The sequence below is a fragment of the Myxococcus sp. CA040A genome (assembly GCF_013336725.1).
Classification (GTDB): Bacteria; Myxococcota; Myxococcia; order Myxococcales; family Myxococcaceae; genus Myxococcus; species Myxococcus llanfairpwllgwyngyllgogerychwyrndrobwllllantysiliogogogochensis.
The window spans coordinates 66430-86724 of sequence record NZ_JABUMR010000004.1 but is presented as its reverse complement, the minus strand read 5'-3'; the positions used below and the strand labels follow the sequence as shown (position 1 = coordinate 86724).

Below are 20295 nucleotides of genomic sequence, written 5' to 3'. Positions count from 1 at the left end.
CCGCCGTCGAGAACCGCTCCCATGCTCCGCCTCGTCTCAGCCTCCTGCTCCCTCGCGCTCGTGCTGGCGCTCTCCGGTTGTGTCCATACCCCCACGGAGAAGGAGCGCCGCAGCGCGGAGATTCACTACGACCTGGCGCTCCAGGCCCAGCAGCAGGGGCACCTCCAGGACGCGCTGCGCGAGCTGCAGGTGTCCCTGGACAACGACCCGGACTACCCCGAGGCCCACAACGCCATGGGCATCCTCCTGCACATGGCCTTCAGCCGTCCGGCCGAGGCGGTGGGGCACTACGAGCACGCGCTGAAGGTGCGGCCCGGCTTCTCCGAGGCCCGGACCAACCTGGCCAACGTCCACCTGGACCAGGCGCGCTACGACGAGGCCATCAAGCTCTACGAGCAGGTCCTCAACGACATGCTCTACGTGACGCCCTACATCGCCCAGGCCAACCTGGGCTGGGCGCTCTACAAGAAGGGCGACACGGCGCGCGGGGTGGGGAGCCTCAAGGCGTCGGTGACGACCAACCCCGGCTTCTGCCTGGGCTACCGCAACCTGGGCATCATCTACGACGAGACGGGCAAGCTGGATGAGTCGTGCCGGCAGTTCTCCCGCTTCCGTGAGAACTGTCCAGAAGCGGCCGAAGCGCACATGCGCGAAGGCGTCTGTCTGGCGAAGCAGGGGCAGGCGGATGCCGCCAAGCAGGCCTTCGAGTTCTGCGAGGCCAAGGCGAAGTCCAGCGAGCAGGAGATGAAGGACGACTGCCGAAGGCTGCTCGAAAAGCTCTAGTCTGCTATCTGGACGTACCGTGGACCACGTCGACTTCGGCAAGTACCTGAGCCAGCAGCGCGACCTCCGGGGCATGTCCCTGGAGGACGTCGCGCGGGAGACCAAGATTCCCCCGACGCTCATCGCCGCCCTGGAAGCGGGGCAGGTGGAGCGGCTGCCTTCACGCATCTTCGTGGTGAACTACATCAAGGCCTATGCCCAGGTCATCGGCCTGTCCCCCGAGGAGGCGGTGCTGCGCTACGAAGAGGTGGACCGCTCGGTGCCCTCTCCGTCGCCCGCGCAGCTCGAGCAGGAGCGCCGCAAGCGGGCCTACGTGGGGCTGTCCGTCCTCCTGGTGGCCCTGGCCCTCGGCGTCTACTTGTTCCTCGTGTTGAGCGGGAAGCTTCCTTCTCCGCTCGCGCGTTGAAGGACGCCATGGAGCGCTACGACGACGATGCGCTCGTGCTGTCCACCGTGGACTACGGCGAGGCTGACCGACTCGTCACGCTGCTGACGCGCGAGCATGGGAAGCTGACGGCCTTCGCCGCGGGGGCTCGCAAGAGCAAGCGGCGCTTCGCGGGTGCGCTGGAGCCGTTCATGCGGCTGCGGGTGCACATCGTCGAGACGCGTGGCTCCACCGTGCGGCTGGACACCACGGACATCGTCGCCGGCTACTACGCCGCGCGAGAGGACCTGTCGCTCATCGCCCGCGCCCTGTACGCCGTGGAGCTGTGCCGGGAGCTGACTCGCGACCACGAGCCGCAGCCGGAGCTCTTCTTCCTGCTCGAGAACTACCTGCGCCGCCTGGATGCGAAGGAAGCGGGCCCCACGTCGCTCCTGGCGTTCGAGCTGTCGGCGCTGGCCCACGCGGGCCTGATGCCGCGCTTCGATGCGTGCTCGCTGTGCGGTGGCGAACCCGGAGAGCGTCCCCGGTTCGACCAGGCCCACGGTGGCGCTGTCTGCGAGCCGTGCAGCGTGCGCGCACGCGAAGCCGTCCTCATCCCCGCGGCCCTGCTCTCTGGACTGCGCGCGCTTCAGGAAGGCGAGCGCACGCCGCTCCCGGCTGACCTGCGCGCCCGAGCCCGTGGATTGCTCAACGTCTTCATCGCCCACCACCTGGGGCGCCGCCTCAAGAGCGTGGACTTCATGGCCCAGGTGGGCCTGGACTGACGACGGGGCGCGGTGCGCGCCACTCGGGAGAAACCATGAGCGAAGGGCAGGAGTCGCCGCTGGACGTGGTGTGCTTCGGTGAGACGCTGGTGGACTTCCTTCCCTCCGAACAGGGCAAGCGCGTGCGCGAGGTCGCCGCGTGGCATCCCTGTCCGGGTGGCTCGCCCGCCAACGTCGCGGTGGGGCTGGCTCGGCTGGGGCTTCGGTCCGCGATGCTAGGCGTGGTGGGTGCGGACGAGTTCGGCCACTTCCTGCGCGAGCAACTCGCTCACGAGGGCGTGAATGTGAGCCACCTGCGCCAGACACCGGACGCTCGCACGGGGCTGGTGTTCATCTCCCTGGATGCGAAAGGTGAACGCAGCTTCACCTTCTTCCGGACGCGCTCCGCGGAGTTCCTCCTGGGCGACACCGACGTGGACGCGGACTTCCTGCTCCAGGCTCGGGCCGTGCACTGTGGCTCCAACTCCTTGCAGCGCGATGAGGCCCGCTCGGCCACGGTGCGGATGCTCACCCTGGCGCGTGACGCGGACCGTATCGTGAGCTGCGACCCCAACCTGCGCCTGCACGCGTGGGAGGACCCGGAGCAGCTCAAGGGGCTGCTCGCGCGGATGTTGCCCCTGTGCACCGTGGTGAAGCTGTCCGAGGAAGAGATTGGCTTCGTCACGGGCACGGAGTCTCCCGAGGAGGCCCTGACGCGACTGTCGTCCCTCGGCGTGCGGCTGCCGGTGGTGACGCTGGGCGAGCGCGGCGCGCTGTTCCTGTGGCGCGGTGAGCGGGTTCAGGTCCCCGCGCCACGGGCCCGGGTGGTGGACACCACCGGAGCAGGGGATGGCTTCGTCGCGGCGCTGCTCCACGGCCTGGTGCGGTGGTACGGCGGCGCCCGCGCGCTGGAGTCCGCCACGCGCGAGGAACTCGTGGCACTGACAACGTTCGCCTGCGAAGTCGCCGCCCGTGTCGTCGAGAAGCCGGGTGCCGTGGAGGGACTGCCTCGCGCGGAAGAACTCACGTCGGTGTGGCCTTCGCGCCCCGTCGCTCGTTGAGGCGCGACAGGGCAGGGGGCTCGCCTACGGTGGGGTGATTCTCGTCACGAAGCTGTCCGACGAGGACCTCCCCGTCACCGGGCCCGAGCCGAAGTCGAGGGTGCCGACGAGCCGCCCCCACAGGACGACATCTCGCAGCCCCACGCTTCCCACGCGCATCGCGGATTGATTGCCGACGTCGCCGAAGGCGCGACCCCAGCGCGTCTCTCCATCGCGGCCCAGCTTCGCCACGAAGATGTCATCGCCGCCCGCGCTCGTCAGAAGCCCTTCGCCGAAGTCGATGGACGTGCTGAACGAGCCCGTCACGACCACGATTCCCGCGAAGTCGACGTCCACGTCATAGCCCCAGTCGAAGCCCGGGCCGCCGAAGCTCCGGCTCCATCGATGGTGGCCCTCGCCATCCAGCGAGACGACGAACACATCGCCGTCGCCGCTCGAAAGTGGACCTCCTCCGTGGTCCACCGTGCCGATGAACGCACCCGTCGCCACGACGTTGCCCGATGAGTCCGCGGCCAGCCGCCAGAAGGTCTGGTTTCTCAGCGGGCCGAAGCTCTTCGCCCAGAGGGGCTCGCCATGGGCGTCCAGCTTCAGCACGTAGACGTTGAAGCCCGGTACGGAGAGCCAGGGCACGCCATGGAACGACAGCGTGTCCACATAGCCGCTGCTGATGAAGAGGTTGCCCTCCGCGTCCACCGCCAGCGACGCGAGGGTGCTCACCGGACCCGCCTCGTAGAGGTTGTTCCACACGGGCGCTCCGCTGCTTCCCGCGAGCCGCACGACGAACTGGTTCAAGGGCCCCTTCGCCGGAATCGGCCCGCCGCCGTAGTCGATGGAGCCCGCGAAGTAGCCGCTCACGTACACGTCTCCGTCGGATGCCACAGCGAGCGTGCCCGTCTGCTGTTGCCCTCCATCTCCGAAGCACCGGCTCCAGACATGCTCGCCGGAGGCCGCGAACTTCGCCACGAAGGCGCGGGGGTAGCCGGGCTCGCCACGGCAGGGCAGCGGGCCTCCTCCAAAGTCCAGCAAGCCCCAGTAGTCACCCGTGATGACCAGGTTGCCCTCCGAGTCGACGCTGATGCCCGTGGCCTGTTGGTAGTTCTCGTCGCCAAATCGCCGGCTCCACAAGAGCTGCCCCTGTGGGTCGAACCGCGCGACGAGGATGTCCGAGTTCGCCGTGCCCACGAGCGCGGTGTGGCCATCCGGTTGAACCGCCAGGTCTCCAAACCCGTCGACCCCGCCATGGGTCGCGGTCCATTCGCGGCGATTGAGCTCGAGAGGCTGGAACCGTGCGAGAGGCTCCGCCGGCGTGGCCACTTCCGCCCCGGTGCCGCCATCGCATGCCGCCACCAGGGCCACGAGCCCCAGGGCGGATGAAAGCCTGAATATCGAGTTCATGCGGACAGGCTAGAAAGGCCCATCCGTCGGATACAAGGCGCACGGGCCGCTCATGTCGGAGTCGAGGCGCCTGCTCTCGCGGCTGTCGTGTACGAGGACTTCTTGTGACCTGATCGGGACGCCGGAGCGGAACCCGCGCATGAGGGCCGTTCATGGTCGCCGACGCACTGGCGCGCGGTGGATTCCTGAAACGGGCCGGTGACGGGAGGGGCTCGTCCTGGAGGGGGTCGGGATGAAAAGATGGGGCAGCCCATGGCCTTGCCCTCACCGCATGCCTCGCCCGAGGAAGAGGCGTCGCCCCTGGCGCCGTCTCCCGAATCCCTGACGCTGCTGAGCATCCCGGGGGACTCACCCGAGGCCACGGACTCCTACTGGCTGAACCACGTCTACCAGGGGGACCGACTGCCGCAGTTCACCGCGCGCTCCGTACTGCTGGGCGCGGGCATCGGCGTCATCACCTGTGCCACCAACCTCTACGTCGGACTCAAGACCGGACTCGCCTTCGGTGTCGCCATCACCGCAGCGTTGCTCGCACATGCATCGCATGGGCTCCTGCGCCGCCTCACCCCGGGCCTCGCTGGCGCGCCCCTGTCTCCGCTGGAGACGTGCAATGCGCAGACGGTGGCCTCCGCGGCCGGCTATGCCACGGGCGGCGCGCTCGTCTCCGTGCAGGGCGCCTGGCTCATCGTCACCGGCCAGCATCCCTCCGGTCCGACACTCCTCGCGTGGACCTTCTTCCTGTCCGCGCTCGGGGTCCTCTTCGCCGTGCCCTTCAAGCGGCAGCTCGTGGACCACGAGCAGCTTCCCTTCGCCTCCGGCACCGCCGCCGCCACCACCATTCGCGCGCTGCATTCGACGGGGGCTGAAGCGACGCCTCGATTGCGTCTGCTCGGACTGGGAGGCCTGCTCTCAGGGCTCGTCACCGTGGTCCGTGATGGGCTGGGACGGCTTCCTCTCTCGATTCCATTTCCGGGCTCGTGGGGTGGCTTGCCCCTGGAGCGGCTTGGCTTCGGGCTGGAGGTGAGCTTGTTGCCCATTGGCGCGGGCGCGCTGCTCGGGCCTCGCACCACGGCGTCGCTCCTGTTGGGCGCGCTGCTGATTCACGGAGTCGTGGCGCCGCGCGTGTTCGCCTCCGGGCTCGTGTCCGTGGAGAAAGGGAACTTCCTCGAGTGGAGCCTGTGGCCTGGCGCCGCCATGCTCGCCACCGCGTCCTTGCTCCATTTCCTGCTCGAAGGCCGTGTCCTCCGGCGGGCCTTCCGCGGATTGTTCTCCCGCCGCACCTCTCCACCGCATCCCGTGGACGCGCTCCAGGTGCCGCACAGGTGGCTCCTCGCGGGCCTCTGCGTGGTGACGCCCGCGACCCTGCTCGTGGCACATCGAGGCTTCGGTGTTCCGCTCGCGCACGCGGCGCTCGCCATCGCGCTGTCGTTCGTCTTGTGCCTCATCTCCTGTCGTGTCACCGGCGAGACGGATGCCACTCCGGTGGGCGCGCTCAGCCAGGTGACCCAGCTCACCTACGGCGTCCTGCTGCCGCACAACATCCACGCCAACCTCGCGACCGCGGGCATCACCGTCAACTCGGCGTCCTCGGCCGCGGACCTCCTCACGGACCTGAAGACAGGGCACCTGCTGGGTGCGCATCCCCGACGCCTGTTCCTCGCGCAGCTGCTTGGCTCGGTGGTGGGAGCGCTCGCGGTGGTGCCGCTGTTCTTCCTGCTCGTGCCAGACCGTGAGGCACTCGGAGGCGAGCGCTTCCCCGCACCCGCTGCGTTCATCACGGCGAGCGTCGCGCGGGTCCTGTCCTCGGGGTTGGGAAACCTGGAGCCCGCGACCCGCGCGGCCGTGGGCTGGGCCGCGCTCGCCGCCGTCGTGCTCGTCCTCGCGGAGAGGCTGCTCCCCCAGCGTGCCCGGCGCTGGGTGCCCTCGCCCCTGGGCATGGGGCTCGCGTGTCTGTTGGCACCCTCGTACTCGCTGAGTCTCTTCCTTGGCGGGCTTGTTTCCGCCTTGGTGGGATACGTGAAATCCACGACAGCGGAGGGACGCGTGGCGACGCTGGCTGCGGGGACCATCGCGGGCGAGGGACTGGTCGGCGTTGCCATCGTCCTGCTGCAAACGCTCTGGTAGCGTCACGTTCCACCGATGCGCTGCCCGAACTGCTACCGCCGCCTTTTGCCGGGCGCGGCCTGTCCCGTGCACGGCTCGCGAGATGCTGGCGGCCCTGCCAACGAAGGACTGCCGCTCGCGGACGTTCCTGGCGTGCGCGTCGCCGCGCCCCTGGGCAGCGGTGGCTTCTCGCAGGTCTTCACCGCGTATCGGGACTCGGATGGTCGCGAGGTGGCCCTGAAGCTGGGCCATGGGCCTCACCACGAGCGCTTCGCTCGCGAGGCCACCGCCCTGCGCCGCGTGGGGCCTCCCACCGTGCCGGAGCTGCTCGAGCACGGCGTGGCTCGCGGGCGTCCCTTCCTGGTGATGGAACACCTGCATGGCCGGACGCTCGCCGCGTGGATGGCCGCGCTGCCCGGCTCCGGCGCCGCGTCGCTGTCGCATGTCCGGGAGATGCTCCATGGGTTGTGCTCGGCGCTGGAGCGGACGCATGCCGCGGGCGTCGCGCACCGGGACCTCAAGCCGGAGAACGTCTTCCTGCGCGAAGGTGGCGCGCTCAGCCTGCTCGACCTGGGCCTGGCGCGTTTCTATGACGTCGAGGGCGACGACCTGGCGGACGAGCTTCCTCCGGGCGTGACCCCCGCGGGACAGCGGCTGGGCACGCCGCTCTACATGGCTCCAGAGCAGTGTCTCGATGCCCGGCTCGCCAGCACGTCGGCCGACATCTACTCGCTGGGAGTCCTCCTCTTCGAGTTGCTCACGGGCGCGCCCCCCTTCGTCGGCAGCCCCGAGCAGATCCGCCACGGCCACGTCAGCTTGAGACCGCCCCGTGTCTCGGAGCGTTGCGCGCTTCCCCCCGCGCTCGATGACGTGCTGCGCACGTGTCTGGCCAAGTCCCCGACGGAGCGCTTCGCCCGGGCTCCCGATGTGCTCGCCGCCTTCGATGCGGCCTGCCACGTCGCGGTCTCTCCGAGCGTCGTCCCACCCGGCGAAGTCCCCGCCGCCTCGGCGCTCCAGGTCGTCGGCTCGGGAGTCCGGCACGTGGCGCTGCTGGGCCTGCATGCCTCGCTGTCCGTGGATGCGGTGCTGGCCGCCATCGAACCGCAAGGAGGCATCATCGCGCGTGTGAAGCGCGGTGGCTATGTCATCGCCTTCGCCGAGTCGCTCACCGCCGAAGCGAACGTCCGCGCCGGCGCGCTCACCGCGCGGCGACTGGTGGAAGAGGGCGAGTCCTCGGCGGTCCTCCACCTCGCGGAGCTGCATGTCCTTGTGGGGACCTCCACGCTGCGGATGGCGGGGCACGCCCTCGACGTGACGGGCGACTGGTGGCCCACGGACTGGGTGCCGGGAGAGACACGTGTCACCGCCGCCGCGGCCGCGCGACTGGAGCCAGGGGCCACCGAGGCGGTGGCTTCCTCGGAGGCGAGCGTCGTCGAGTCCACGCCCATCGGCGGACGACTGCGGTTGCTCGACAGCGGGGCCTCCAGCTCCGTGTCGGAGCCGCCTCCGCTCGTGGGGCGCGAGCCGTTGGTCGACCTGCTCGTCCAGGAGGCCACGCGCAGCCTCACCCTCGGCGTACCCGGTTTCTCGGTCCTCACCGGTGACGTGGGGCAAGGCAAGTCGCGGGTCATCGAGGCGCTCGCGACACGGTTGGAGGCCGAGGGCCGTGCCCAGGTCTTCCGTCTGCGCGCGGCGGCTCCGGACGTCTCGGCTCCGGAGGCATTGCTGGACGTGCTGCGAGCCTCTGTCGGCGAGGGCGCATCGCCGCTCCCCGAGACTCCCCGCTCCGGGCCCATTCCCCTCGCCGATGCTCGCCACGCCGCCGCGCGCTGGCTCGCCGAGGCGCTCCGACACCGCGCGCGAGAGACACCTCGCGTGTTGTTGCTGGATGACGCCCATCTGGCCGACCCCACCAGCCTGGATGCGCTGGAAGTGGCCACGCTGGCTGGCGCGTCCGCCCCCCTTTGGGTCTGCGTGGTGGCTCGACCCGCGCTGCTCGGGCTGCGTCCTCACCTGGGTGAGCGCAGCGCGCACGCGTCGCGGCATGTCCTGCCGCCCCTGCCGCCCGAGGCCAGTCGCGCCTTGCTCCTGCACCTGCTTCGTCCGGCGGAGCATGTCCCCGAGCCCGTGCTGGCGCGCCTGGAGCAACTGGCCCAGGGCGTGCCCCTGTCCCTGGTGGAGCTGGCGGTCGCACTGAGGACCGCCGGAGCGCTGCGTGCCGCGCCGGGCGGGGGTTGGTACATCGCCCCGGATGCGCTGCTGGACGTGTCGGTGACGCCGCTGTTCCAGCGGCTGGCCACGCGCGTGCTCGCGGGACTGCCCGAGGCCCATGGCGTGCTGGCGCGTCTGTGCGCGGTGCTGGGCTCCGAGCTGGATGTCACGCGCGTGGACGCGGCCCTGCGGTACCTGGAACCGCGCGACGAACAGGTGGGCGTGGCCACGTCGCTGGACGCGGGCGCGGGCTTGCAGCGACTCGCTCGCGCTGGACTGCTGCGACCCATGGGCCTGGGGCGCTTCGCCTTCCGTCATCCGCTTCTGCGCGAGGCGCTCGAAGCGCTTCTTCCTCCCGCGACGCGCCGTGCGCTGCATGCCGCCGCGCGCCAGGCCACCTCGGGCAACTCGCCCGCGGAGCGCCGTCGTCGCGCGCACCATGCCGCGGCCTGTGGCGCGCACGAGGAAGCCGCCATCGCCTTCCTGGTGCTGGCCGAAGAGGCGCGTCGCGCGCACCAGTCGGTGGAGGCGGAGCAGCACTTCACGCGCGCCCTCTCCCTGCTGCTGGAGGAAGACACGGGGCGCCGGGCACTCGCGCTGGCCGGACGCGGCCGTGTGCGGCACCGCCTGCAGCGCTTCCATGAAGGGCTCGGAGACCTGGCCGCGGCGCGAGTCCTCGCGGAGGGGCGCGGCGACATGGCCCTGTCGTTGGACTTGCTGCTGGAGGAGGCCACCGCGCGTGACTGGATGGAGGACGTGGATGGCTCGACGGCGTGCGCGCGCGAAGCGCTGGAGCGAATCGAGCACCTCGATGACCCGCGCCTGTCCCTGCGCTGCTCGCTGGCCCGGGGCCGTCTACACGTGCGTCAGGGAGAGTGGGGCCCGGCGGCGCGCATCCTCTCGTCCGTCGTCGAGGGCGCCGAGGGCGCGCGCGAGCATGAGACGCTCGTTGTCGCCCTGGCCATGCTGGGCTCCGCGCTGACCTTCCTCCAGCGCACGGAGGAAGCCGCCGCTCGTTTCGAGGAGGCCGTGTCGCGCTGCGAGGCCGCCGGCGATGCGCTGCACCTGGCCGCCACCCTCATCAACCGTGTGTTGTTGTGGCTGGGGCAGGGCGACGTGACGCGAATGGAAGGAGACCTGCGCCGCGCCATGGGCCTGGGCCGCGAGCTGGGCCACGCCCAGGTGGAGCGCTGGTCCACCTTCAACCTCGCGGAGGTGCTCTACATGCAAGGGCGATTGGCGGAGGCCCTGCCGCTGGCGCGTCGCTCGCACGAGCTGGGGGTTCGCTTCTTCCTCGAGCACCCGGTGCCCCTGGATGCGTTGCTGCTCGCGCGCATCGGCGCCGCGCTGGGCGACCTGGGAGAGGCGTCCCGACAACTGCGCTGGATTGAGTCCCATTGTCCGCCGGCGTCCCTGCCTCCCACCGCGGTCATGCGTCGGTTGGTGGAGCTCCAGGTGCGCGAGGCCGAGGCCGGTGCGGGCTCACATGAGTCCCGGGCCTGGCATGCCCTGGAGGAAGAGGCGCGAGAGCTGGCCTCCCCCGACGAGAAGGCGGAGCTGCTCCTCCAGGCCGCGCACTCCGCCTTCGCCGCCCGCAAGCTGGCGGAGGGCCTCATCTGGTTGGCCCAGGCCGAGAGCGCCGTGTCAGCCGCGCCCCTGTGGCGCCCCCGGCTCGTCGCCCTCCAGGACGTAGCGAGGCGGGTGTAGCGCGAGCCGCTACAAAGCCGCGCGGACGTGACCTTCCGCGCTACAGCGGACGACCTGCCAGGGCGGCTTCGAGACGGCAAGGTGACCGGCGGCGCGCTGGCCTGGAGCGTGCTTCTGTAGGGGGTATTTCGCCAATTCCGTGTTTTTCACTGGAGGAGCGTCCATGGGTGTCACTGTCCGTCGCCCCCCGTCGGGAATCGTGTCCGTGCTGTGCCTGGTCCTGGCCGGCTGTGGTGGAGGAGGAAGTGGGCCCACCACCCCTCCTGCACCCGAGGTCGGAGAGAGCCAGGCGGAGATTCGCATCGCCAACTCCCTGTCCACCGACGCGCTCGTCCTCAATGCCATCGGCACCAACCCCGAAGCCAACGGGCTGCTGGCGACGACGAAGCTGGTGGATCTCTTCAGCGTGTCGGGAGGAGACCCGCGCATCCTCAAGCAGTTGCATGACCCGGACGCGCAGAAGTTCATGGAGTACCTGGTGAGCTGCGCGCTGGGGCCCAACCAGACGCTCTGGTACTACAATCCCCGAGGTTCGAACCCGGGCCCCCGTGTGTGGGGTGGCAAGGCGGGCCTGTGCACGCAGTGGCTCACGTCGGCTCCCTCGCAGGCGTGTCTCAACCGGGTCTCCGCGTGCCTCCTGTCGCGCAACAACGCGCTGGGCCGCCGAGTGGAGTTGTCCATCCGGGGCGAGGTGCCAGGAGACCCGAGCATCTTCTACCTGGAGGCCGTGACGAAGCCCGCCGAGTACGAGCCGACCACGGCCGTGAAGCTCGACAGCTTCGCCCCGTGTACCGCGAGCGAGACGGGCGCTCAGCGCGACTGTGGCTGGACGGCCGACGGCATCGGCGTGTGTATCCCGGGGTCGACGGTGTCGTTGGGCGCGGGGGGCGTTGTCTCGTGCCCCGGCCCGGCGGTGGGTTCCAGCTCGGGTGCCCAGATGGTGTTGCGCGTCTGCTCGGGAGTCGTCGGCTGCGATTCGGCCCGCACCACCAATCTGGGCGAAGGGGACTCGAGCTGCGCGGGCTCGGAACCCATTGTCACCTTCACCTGCCCCGCGGAGGGCTACTACAGCGTGATGACGGCGCCGTGGGACAGCGACGACGCGGGCACCGCGAGCGTGGACGTGTCAGCTGACTCGCCCACGCGATATGCGCTGTCCGAGTCGCAAGTGTTCGCGGTGCGCGAGGGCGCCTTCTACGGCAACGTCTTCGACCCGAAGGCCCTGGCCACCAAGGTGTCCGTGGAGGAGGTGCAGGTCGGTGGCGAGCGACCGCGTTTCGTCGTGGTCGGCGACGACGCCATCATCGAAGGTGCCATCTACAGGAAGATGTACTCCTGCTACGACCCTTCCTGGGGCGACGGCGCGGCGTACTCCTCGCATCGCGTCTGCGCGCTCCCCAACGCTGGCGCCAACTGCGCGGCCACCGTCGCGGGGCCGTGCTGGGGCTCCGCTGTGAAGCCGTCCCTGCCAGGCAGGTGCGAGGTGAATGACGGCCCGCAGGTGCCCGGAGACGGCGACTACGAGCGGTGCAAGGACCCCTACGGGAACGTCTGGAAGGAGCCGGTGACCACGTTCCTCCATGACCCGTGTGGGCCCGTGAGCGATGACCAAACGGGCAAGCTGTGCGGCCGCACGGTGCGACCGCGCAAGGAGCGCTAGTCCATGACGACGGGAGGCGTGGAGTCGCTCTATGGCGAGGAGCTGCGGCCAGGAGCCCTGGTGGGTCGTTGGGTGGTGGAGCGCGTCCACTACCGAGGCCCGGTCTCCACCCTCTATCGTGCTCGGGACGTGGGAGGCGGAGGTGCCTCGGCGCTGAAGGTCCTCCAGTCGTCGGCGCTGACGACGGACACCGCGCTGCGCCGCTTCCGTCGCGAGGCGGCCACGCTCCAGCGGCTGAGTCATCCGCACATCGTCGGTGTGCACGACTATGGCGAGCTCCCGGATGGCAGGCCCTTCATCTCCATGGAGTGGCTGGAGGGCAGGGACCTGGCCGCGGAGCTGGCGGCGCGGGGTCCTCTGTCCTCACGTGAGGCGCTGGAGGTGCTGGAGCAGGTGGGCGCCGCCCTGCGGGTGGCCCATGCCGCGGGCGTGGTGCACCGGGACCTCAAGGCGCAGAACGTGATGAAGCTGTCCGGGAGCGGCGAGGCTCTCGTGGTGAAGCTGGTGGACTTCGGCGTGGCGAAGGGGCTGACGGCGGACTCGCCCGGTGCTTCGTCGCTCACCCATACGGGCGTGGCCCTGGGCACGCCGCTGTCCATGGCGCCGGAGCAGATTCGCGGTGAGGCGCCCGATGCCCGCACGGACCTGTACGCGCTGGGCGTGCTGCTGTTCCAGCTCGTCACCGGACAGCCTCCCTTCCAGGGCGCCACCCGGCATGAAGTCGAGGAGCAGCACCTGCACGCGCCCCCTCCGAGGCCCGGCGAGCGAGCCCCGGTGCCCGAGGCGCTGGACGACGTGGTGCTGCGCTGTCTGGCCAAGAATCGCGAGGACCGCTACCCGGACGTCGTCGTGCTGCTGGAGGACCTGCGGCGCGCGGTGGGAGGAGAGAAGCCGCGCGAGGCCCAGGGCCACGCGGTGGCGCTCTACGCGGAAGCGCGACTGTCGCGGGCCCCCGACTCCGCGCTGCTGGAGCGGATGGACTCCCTGCTGGAGCGGACCGGCGCGGTGGCTCGGGAGGCGGGGCTCGAGGTGCGGCTGGAGGGGAGCGGCTGCCTCATGGCGCTGGCGCCTCTGCCCGACGACGCCGTCTCCGAGCGCGCCGTGCGCGAGCGCGTGCTGGCGGCGGCCCTGTCGCTGCTGGAGGGCGCGCGCGACTCTCGTGATGCGGACGGCGTGCCCGTGGAGCTGGCCATCACCGTCCACGTGGACCGCCTTCCCAGTTCAGAGGGACGCGGGAGCGCGGACGGCAGCCTGCTGCACCTTCCCGGCTGGGTCGCGGACTTCCAGGACGCGGGGCTGGTGGCCACCGGGGCGGCGCTGAGGGACTTGGAGTCGGGCTTCCTCGCCGCGCCGTTGCCGGGCGGCGGAGCCATCTGGTCCCGAGTCACCGGCCGACGCTGACGCTCACGGCTTGATGCCGTGGCGGCGCAGCAGTCGGTAGAGATGCACCCGGTCCATGCCCGCGGTGACGGCGGCCTGGGCCACCTTGCCCTGGTGCTTCTCCAGCAGCGCGCGCAGATAGCGCCGCTCGAAGTCGTCCACCGCGCGGCGACGCTGGTCCGCGTAGGGCAGGCTGGGGTCCACCTCCATGGGGTTGCCCGAGCGCGACTCGTCCTCGGTCAGCTCCACGGCTTCCTCGAAGACGAGGCAGCGCTCCAGGTAGTTGCGCAGCTCGCGCACGTTGCCGGGCCACGCCGCGTAGCGCAGCCGCGCCAGGAAGTCCGGCGTGCGCAGCGAGGCCGTGCGCTCCCGGTCCGCGCCCAGCGAGCCGAGGATGCCCTCCACCAGCAGGGGCAGGTCCTCCGGACGCTGACGCAGCGGGGGCAGGGGGATGCGCAGCACCGCGAGCCGGAAGAAGAGGTCCGAGCGGAAGCGTCCCGCGTTGACCTCCGCGCGCAAGTCGCGGTGCGTGGCCGCCATCAGCCGCACGTCCACCGGCTGGTACGTGTTGCTGCCGACGCGGCGAATCTCCCGGTTCTCCAGCACGCGCAGCAGCTTGGGCTGCAGCTCCGCGGGCAGCTCGCCAATCTCGTCGAGGAAGACGGTGCCGCCAATGGCCTCCTCGAAGACGCCCGCGCGGCGATGGACGGCGCCGGTGAAGGCGCCCTTCTCGTGGCCGAACAGCTCGCTCTCCAGGAGGTGCGCGGGGATGGCGCCGCAGTCCACCACGAGGAAGGGCCCGTCCTTGCGGCGGCCCGCGTCGTGGATGGCCTGCGCGGCCTGGCTCTTGCCCGTGCCCGTCTCGCCCTCCAGCAGCACCGTGACGTCGCGAGAGGCGGCGCGCTCCATCATCGCGAAGCACACGCGCATGGCCACGGAGGCGCCCACGAGCGTCCCGAAGCGCGTGCTCTCCGACACCGGCAGCCGGTTGTTCTCCGCGCTGAAGTCGAACCGCAGCACCACGCGGCCCAACCTCAAGAGGGAGCCGCTGCGCAGCACGCCCTCCATCACCTGGACGCCATCCAGGATGACGCCGTTGAGGCTGTCCAGGTCCCTCACCTGGGGGCCCTTGGCGCCGATGCGAATCTCGCAGTGAAAGCGCGACACGGTGGAGTCATCCACCGCGAAGTCATTGAGCGGGTGCGAGCCCACCGAGCAGGTGTCCGCCGTGGACTCCCACGTGCTGCCGGAGTTGGTGCCTTCCACCACCGTCAGGCGGAAGCGGCGCACCGTCGACGCGTCATATGCACGGCGCCCTTGCTCATAGGGCAGCGTCACGTGCAGCGCTTCGTCTCCTGAGTCCCGGGCCTCCAGCTTCCAGAGCGAATCGTTCTGCACGTCTGGAGGCAAGGGGGTTGTGCGGACCCGGTCGGAAGCAGACATGAGCTTCAAGATAACATGGCCGCGTGACGCCGAGTCTTCGCTCATCCATCTCCGCCTGCCTGGCAGGACTCCGGGGAACGCCCTCGCGGAGACCCGGCGCGGCGAGACACCGGCCGGGCTCCGCGCCCCCCACTCCGCCCCCCGGCCCCCCTGCGACACAGAGCTCACGGCCGTGGTGGGTTGCTCCCGACCGTGTGGCGAGCCTGGGCACTGCAGCGGGTGTGCCGCCATACCCGCTCCCTGGGTTGTCCTGCGCCCACCGACGGACGGAGTGACTTGTGGCGCTACAAATCCCCGTCGCCTGTAGCGCGGAGGGTTACAGCCGGGCCCGGTCCGCGCGTCGATGACCGTCATCGATGGGCTCGATTGGGCTCATCCGTCCCCCGTCGCTAGGTACGTGATGCCGCCACCCCGCACCGCGAGGAGGGCGAGATCGCATCCCCGCACCCGGGGATGCCCAGCAACGGGGAGCACCATGTTCAAGAAACTCATCCAGGTCCTTGTCCTCGCGAGCGCGGGGTGGAGCGCGGCAGTGGTCGCCGCGCCGCCCCAGGGCGCTCCCGTCGCGCGGGGGCTGTCGAGTCGCGAGGCCATCCAGGACTGGAAGAAGCAGCACGGCAACTGGGGGCGCTGGGGCCAGGAGGATCAGCTCGGCACCGCGAACCTCATCACTCCAGCCAAGCGCAAGGAGGCCGCGAAGCTCGTGCGCGACGGTGTGTCTGTCTCGCTGGCGCACACGCTGGAGACGCGGCAGGCCGCGGACGTCCCCTCACCGCTGGAGCGCCAGATGCTCTTCCACGGCGAGGCCCCCGAGTCCACGTACAGCGCGGACCACCTGGGCATCGGTTTCCATGGCTGGTCTCACACGCACCTCGACGCGCTCTGCCACGTCTTCGACGAGGGCCGGACGTACAATGGCTACCCGCAGTCGAAGGTCGATTCGAAGGGCTGCTCGGTGCTCTCGGTGAACGAGGTGCGCGACGGTCTGCTCACGCGCGGAGTCCTCATCGACATGGCAGCGTTCAAGGGCGTGCCGTACCTGGAGCCCGGGACGCCCATCCACGCGGCGGACCTGGAGGCGTGGGAGCGCAAGACGAAGGTGAAGGTGTCGAGCGGTGACGCCATCATCGTCCGCACGGGGCGCTGGGCCCGCCGCGCGGCGGTGGGTCCTTGGGATGTGTCCTCGAAGTCACCGGGACTTCATGCGTCCAGCGTGGAGTGGCTCGCGGCGCGCGGGGTCTCCATCGTCGCGACGGACGTCGGCCTGGACGTGCTGCCCTCCGGGGTGGAGGGCGTCGTGATGCCCGTGCACGTGTTGCTCATCAACACGCTGGGCGTCCACGTCATCGACAACGCGGACCCGGAGGCCCTGGCGAAGGCGGCGGCGGCTCGCGGACGCTACGACTTCCTCCTCAGCGTCGCGCCCCTGGCCATCGAGGGCGGGACGGGCTCGCCCGTCAATCCCATCGCGACCTTCTGACGGGAGCGCTTCGGGGGCGGGGGCGTCCGCGCCGCCACCCGGGTGGCGGTGTTGTCCTCGCCGCTCGACGTGGCGGCGAGGAACATGGCTTCGCGCAGCCAGCGGTGGCCCGGGTCGGAGTCGCGCGAGGCATGCCAGCGCATCACGATGCTGTCCGCGGTCAATGCCAGGGGTGGCGGGCTGACGCTCAGGCCAAAGGCCTTCGCACTCGCCAGCGCCGAGCGCCGGGGCAACAGGCCGAGCAGCCGCGCACCGCGCAAGAGGTGGGGCACGCTGAGCGCGTGGGTCGTCTGAACGGCCACGCGGCGGCGCAGGCGGAGCCTGGCGAGCGCATCATCCACCGCGTCGCCGGAGTCCGCCCGTCGCGAGACGCGAACGTGTGGAATGGAAAGGAAGTCCTCCAGGGACAGCGGCATGTCCACGCGCACGACGCTCGGGTCGAACACGACCAGATAGCCCCCGGCGCAGAACAGCCGCAGCTTGTGATGGGGGGCCTGCTCCATGGGTGGACCCACGAGCAGGTCCAACGAGCCGTCATCCAGCATCGCCAGCCCCCGCGCTTCCTGGAGCGGAGAGAGGGAGAGGGTGACGCCCGGGGCCTGCTCCGCGACGAGCGCGAGGAACGGCGGCACCAGCGAGGACTCGAGTCCGTCGGACAGGCTCACGCGGAAGTGGCGCTCCTGCGTGGCGGGGTCGAAGGGGCGCTGGGTGAGCACGGCCTGGAGGCACGCGAGCGCATTGCGCACGGGCTCCGCGAGCGCCTGCGCATGGGGCGTGGGGACGACGCCCGTGGGCGCGCGGGTGAAGAGCTCGTCGCCGAGCAGCTCGCGCAGACGGGCCAGGTGGTGGCTCATCGCGGGCTGGCCCAGTCCGACGCGGTGGGCGGCCCGGGTGACGTGGCGCTCGCGCATGAGGGCGTCGAACGCCACCAGGAGATTCAGGTCCAGTCGGGAGAGATGCGCGTGGTCGATGGGCTGCATGGCTTCGCGTCTCCTTGCCAGCCGCAGGGATAACGCAAAGCCGGCGCGGATGCCCGGGAGACGTGGCGCTAGAACGCCAGGTTGAGCTGCAGGGTGATGAGCTGGGAGGTGCCCGCGTCCTTGGGGATGACGACGGAGGCGGCTTCCGCTCCGGCGGCGGCCTCCTGGTGGGCCAACTGGTAGCGCAGCTTGACGGCGAGGTGCGGGGCGTTGACGAACCAGCCCAGCTGCGCCTCCGCGATGTAGAGCAGGTCGTCGTCCAGATCGAAGCTCGGGTTGAGGAAGCTCAGCCGCACGGCCGCGTCGAGCACCTTCTTGTAGAAGACATAGTCGGCCTGAACCCATGCGCCGAAGCTGGAGAAGTTTTGCGAAGCGTCCTGCGGGTCCGTCCGGCTGTAGTACAGCTCGCCGAAGAAGCTGAACCTGCGCGCCTGGATGAAGAGGTCCACGCCGCCGGTGATGAAGCGCCGGTCGCCTTCACGGAGGATCTGGAAGACACCGGACTCCGGGTTGAAGTTCTCCTTTACCTGCGTCACCTCGCCGCCCGCGCCCTGCAGGGTGAAGGACACGTTGAGCGGAGGCGGCTCCTTGTCTCCCGACATGATGTACGGCAGCTCGCCGTAGCCCGGCTTGCCCATGGGCGAGAACGTCGCGCGTGCGTTGAACTGGTACTTGCCGGGCTCGGAGCGGATGGAGCGCAGCGGCGAGCCGCCGAAGATGCCCACGTAGTACTCCAGGTGCTCCATCGTCCCGAAGATGGTCACGCCCTTGTCGCGGCCCGTCCAGTAGTAGTTGGCGATGGTGGAGAACTCGGGGAAGAGGATCTGCTGCGGTCCCCAGGACTCGTGCCGGCTGAGGGGCGTGTACTGCTGCCCCGCGCGGATGCCCACCTCGTCGATGGGCTGGATCTCCACCAGCGAGTCGAGCAGGTAGATGGGCGGGTCCGCCAGCTCCAGCGACGTCCAGAAGCGAATCCACGGCCGGTAGATGTTGCCGCGAAGGATGGGACGGAGGAACGAGAAGGCCGTGCGTGACTCCGCCTTGCCATCCAGGAAGACGGGCTCGAGCTTGTAGCCCGCCTGCAGGCCGATGCCGAGCAGGTAGTTCCCATCCTCCGACTGGATGTGGAAGCCGTTCTTCTCGTCGTAGCCCCCGGTGAGCGAGGGCTTCTTGTCGTCGTCCTTCTCTTCATCCTCGGCGTGGCCCACGGCCGGTACGAGGAGTCCACTGCCCATCGCGACGACGGCCGTCGCCACTCGCATCCAACGCATACCCTGTTCCCCCGAATGAGCGCTGCCCGCGCCTGTGCTCTCACGCGAACCCGAGCGGCACTCTGGGCACGCGACGGGGGGAAGGAAGCGTCACGGCGCGCGCGCTATCGCGGAGCGAACGACCGGGCCCCTTCCGCGACGGCTGACGGACAGCGGCCTCGTTCTCGAGGGTGGGGGGATTCGTGAACAGGCATCGGGAGGTGAGGCGTGAAGCGGGCGCTGAAGTCCCTCCGCGGAACGAGGGGGGCATGGTCACTGATGCGCGCCCGGCTCGGACGCGAAGGGCCCCTCCCATCCGGCGGGAGAGGCCCTTGCGTGTGGACCTGGGAGCGTGGCTACGGCGAGGGACGCGTCTTCTTGGGCTCGTCGCGCCCCGCACCGCCGGTGCCCTGCTGGCTGGCCGCTCCGGGCGTGGCGGCGTAGAGATTGTCCCCCAGCGAGTTGACGACCTGGCTGATGGCCTTCTGCGAGCGCACGCTGTTGCCCGCCTTGTCGAGCGGCGGCGAGAAGGCGGCGATGGCATAGCGACCGGGAACGACGGCGACGATGCCCCCGCCCACGCCGCTCTTGGCGGGGACGCCCGCCTGATAGAGCCACTCGCCGGTGCTCTCATACAGGCCGTTGGTCGCCATCAGCGCCAGCGTGCGGCGCGCCGTGTCCGGGCTGACGACCTTCTTGCCAGTGACGGGATTGGTGCCGCCGTTGGCCAGCGTGGCTCCCATGGTGGCGAGCTGCGTGGCCGTGACGTTGACGGAGCACTGCCGCGTGTAGAGGTCGAGCGCCTGCTCCCGGGGGGAGCCAAGCACCTTGTAGGAGTCCAGCAGCGCGGAGATGGACTGGTTGCGGGTGTTGGTCTCCGTCTCCGACTTGTAGACCTCCTGGTTCACCGGGAGGTCCGCGCCCGCGAAGTCGTTGAAGTTGTCGCTGAGCTTCTTCCAGCGGGCTTCGGGCGTTGCCGCCGGAATCATGCTCACGGAGGTGATGGCGCCCGCGTTGACCAGCGGATTGCCGGCGCGGTGGTCCTCGTTCATCTCGATGGCGACGATGGAGTTGAAGGGCTGCCCCGTGGCATCCACGCCAATCTTGTCTTCGACCTTCTTGGCGCCCACCTCGTCCATCAACCGCGCCAGGGTGAAGGGCTTGGAGAGGGATTCGATGGGGAAGGGCGAGGTGGCATCGCCCACCGTGTAGACCTTGCCCTCCACGGTGACGAGCGCGAGGCCGAAGAGGTTGGGGTTCACCGTGGCGAGGTACGGGATGTAGTCCGCGTTCTTGCCTTCCTTGGTGCCGCGGAACTGCTGGTGGGCTTTCTGGAGCGCCTGCTGAATCTCCGTCTCCGTGGGCATCGCCTCGTCGCCCTGGGAGGGGCGTGCGGCCGTGGAGGCGGTGTCCGACGGCTTCGTGGCCGTCTTGGGACTCTCGGCGAGCGCGATGCCTGGCCCCGCGAGGGCCATGAGGCACATGCAGAACAACCAGCTACTTCGACAACGGAGTGCGAGCTTCATGTCATCTCCTTCCAAGGACAAGGGCGCTCACGAGCGGACACATGACGCCCGGCTTTGGTGGTTGAGGAGTGAGGCCTCGGGGGACGCGCGGCAACTTCGAGAGCACCCGAGCAGGAGAGCCCCCGCGCCCATGCGTCCACGCGTGAGGCCAACGCCCCTCCCCGCCGTCCAGGCTTTGCCGTGGACGT

The 20295-nt window shown here is 70.0% G+C and carries 14 protein-coding genes; 9 read left to right on the top strand and 5 right to left on the bottom strand.

The window, feature by feature from the left end; all coding sequences use genetic code 11:
* Positions 1 to 21 precede the first annotated feature (21 nt).
* The 4 genes from tgl to HUA75_RS17420 are packed head-to-tail and all read left to right on the top strand — an operon-like array spanning position 22 to position 2972.
* Positions 22 to 783 (top strand): social motility TPR repeat lipoprotein Tgl, encoded by a 762-nt coding sequence (tgl, locus tag HUA75_RS17435; protein ID WP_141642641.1) that lies wholly within the window; start codon positions 22 to 24, stop codon positions 781 to 783.
* Positions 784 to 802: 19 nt separating this feature from the next.
* A complete protein-coding gene (locus tag HUA75_RS17430) occupies positions 803 to 1189 on the top strand; it encodes a helix-turn-helix transcriptional regulator (RefSeq protein ID WP_174458975.1) in 387 nt (128 codons plus the stop codon).
* Positions 1190 to 1197: 8 nt separating this feature from the next.
* A complete protein-coding gene (gene recO, locus HUA75_RS17425) occupies positions 1198 to 1932 on the top strand; it encodes a DNA repair protein RecO (RefSeq protein WP_141642639.1) in 735 nt (244 codons plus the stop codon).
* Between the two features lie 35 nt (positions 1933 to 1967).
* On the top strand, positions 1968 to 2972 hold the full coding sequence (locus HUA75_RS17420; protein WP_174487077.1) for a carbohydrate kinase: 1005 nt from the start codon (positions 1968 to 1970) through the stop codon (positions 2970 to 2972).
* A 24-nt stretch (positions 2973 to 2996) separates the two neighbouring features.
* On the opposite strand, the gene HUA75_RS17415 is transcribed toward HUA75_RS17420, so the two are convergent.
* Positions 2997 to 4367, bottom strand: a complete 1371-nt coding sequence (locus tag HUA75_RS17415) for a hypothetical protein (RefSeq protein WP_174487076.1) — start codon at positions 4365 to 4367, stop codon at positions 2997 to 2999.
* Between the two features lie 252 nt (positions 4368 to 4619).
* Here HUA75_RS17415 and HUA75_RS17410 point away from each other — a divergent pair, with 252 nt between their 5' ends.
* The 4 genes from HUA75_RS17410 (at position 4620) to HUA75_RS17395 (ending at position 13449) form a co-directional block, all read left to right on the top strand.
* Positions 4620 to 6491: an OPT family oligopeptide transporter gene (locus tag HUA75_RS17410; RefSeq protein ID WP_174487075.1), complete on the top strand. Its 1872-nt coding sequence runs from the start codon at positions 4620 to 4622 to the stop codon at positions 6489 to 6491.
* A gap of 15 nt (positions 6492 to 6506) precedes the next feature.
* Positions 6507 to 10388, top strand: coding sequence for a serine/threonine-protein kinase (locus HUA75_RS17405; RefSeq protein ID WP_174487074.1), 3882 nt, complete (start codon positions 6507 to 6509; stop codon positions 10386 to 10388).
* 163 nt (positions 10389 to 10551) lie between these two features.
* Positions 10552 to 12048 (top strand): hypothetical protein, encoded by a 1497-nt coding sequence (locus HUA75_RS17400; protein ID WP_174487073.1) that lies wholly within the window; start codon positions 10552 to 10554, stop codon positions 12046 to 12048.
* 3 nt (positions 12049 to 12051) lie between these two features.
* Positions 12052 to 13449 (top strand): serine/threonine-protein kinase, encoded by a 1398-nt coding sequence (locus HUA75_RS17395; protein WP_174487072.1) that lies wholly within the window; start codon positions 12052 to 12054, stop codon positions 13447 to 13449.
* Positions 13450 to 13452: 3 nt separating this feature from the next.
* On the opposite strand, the gene HUA75_RS17390 is transcribed toward HUA75_RS17395, so the two are convergent.
* A complete protein-coding gene (locus HUA75_RS17390; RefSeq protein ID WP_174487071.1) occupies positions 13453 to 14871 on the bottom strand; it encodes a sigma 54-interacting transcriptional regulator in 1419 nt (472 codons plus the stop codon).
* A 475-nt stretch (positions 14872 to 15346) separates the two neighbouring features.
* Here HUA75_RS17390 and HUA75_RS17385 point away from each other — a divergent pair, with 475 nt between their 5' ends.
* Entirely contained in the window at positions 15347 to 16351 is a 1005-nt protein-coding gene (locus HUA75_RS17385; RefSeq protein ID WP_141646788.1) for a cyclase family protein, read from the top strand.
* On the opposite strand, the gene HUA75_RS17380 is transcribed toward HUA75_RS17385, so the two are convergent.
* The 3 genes from HUA75_RS17380 to glsA all read right to left on the bottom strand — a co-directional run bounded on the left by HUA75_RS17380 (position 16270) and on the right by glsA (position 20107).
* Positions 16270 to 17331, bottom strand: a complete 1062-nt coding sequence (locus HUA75_RS17380; RefSeq protein ID WP_174487070.1) for a LysR family transcriptional regulator — start codon at positions 17329 to 17331, stop codon at positions 16270 to 16272. The two genes, HUA75_RS17385 and HUA75_RS17380, sit on opposite strands and share 82 nt — an antisense overlap.
* 68 nt (positions 17332 to 17399) lie before the next feature.
* A complete protein-coding gene (locus tag HUA75_RS17375) occupies positions 17400 to 18602 on the bottom strand; it encodes a porin (RefSeq protein ID WP_141646786.1) in 1203 nt (400 codons plus the stop codon).
* 335 nt (positions 18603 to 18937) lie between these two features.
* Positions 18938 to 20107, bottom strand: coding sequence for a glutaminase A (glsA, locus tag HUA75_RS17370; RefSeq protein ID WP_174487069.1), 1170 nt, complete (start codon positions 20105 to 20107; stop codon positions 18938 to 18940).
* Between the last annotated feature and the right edge of the window lie 188 nt (positions 20108 to 20295).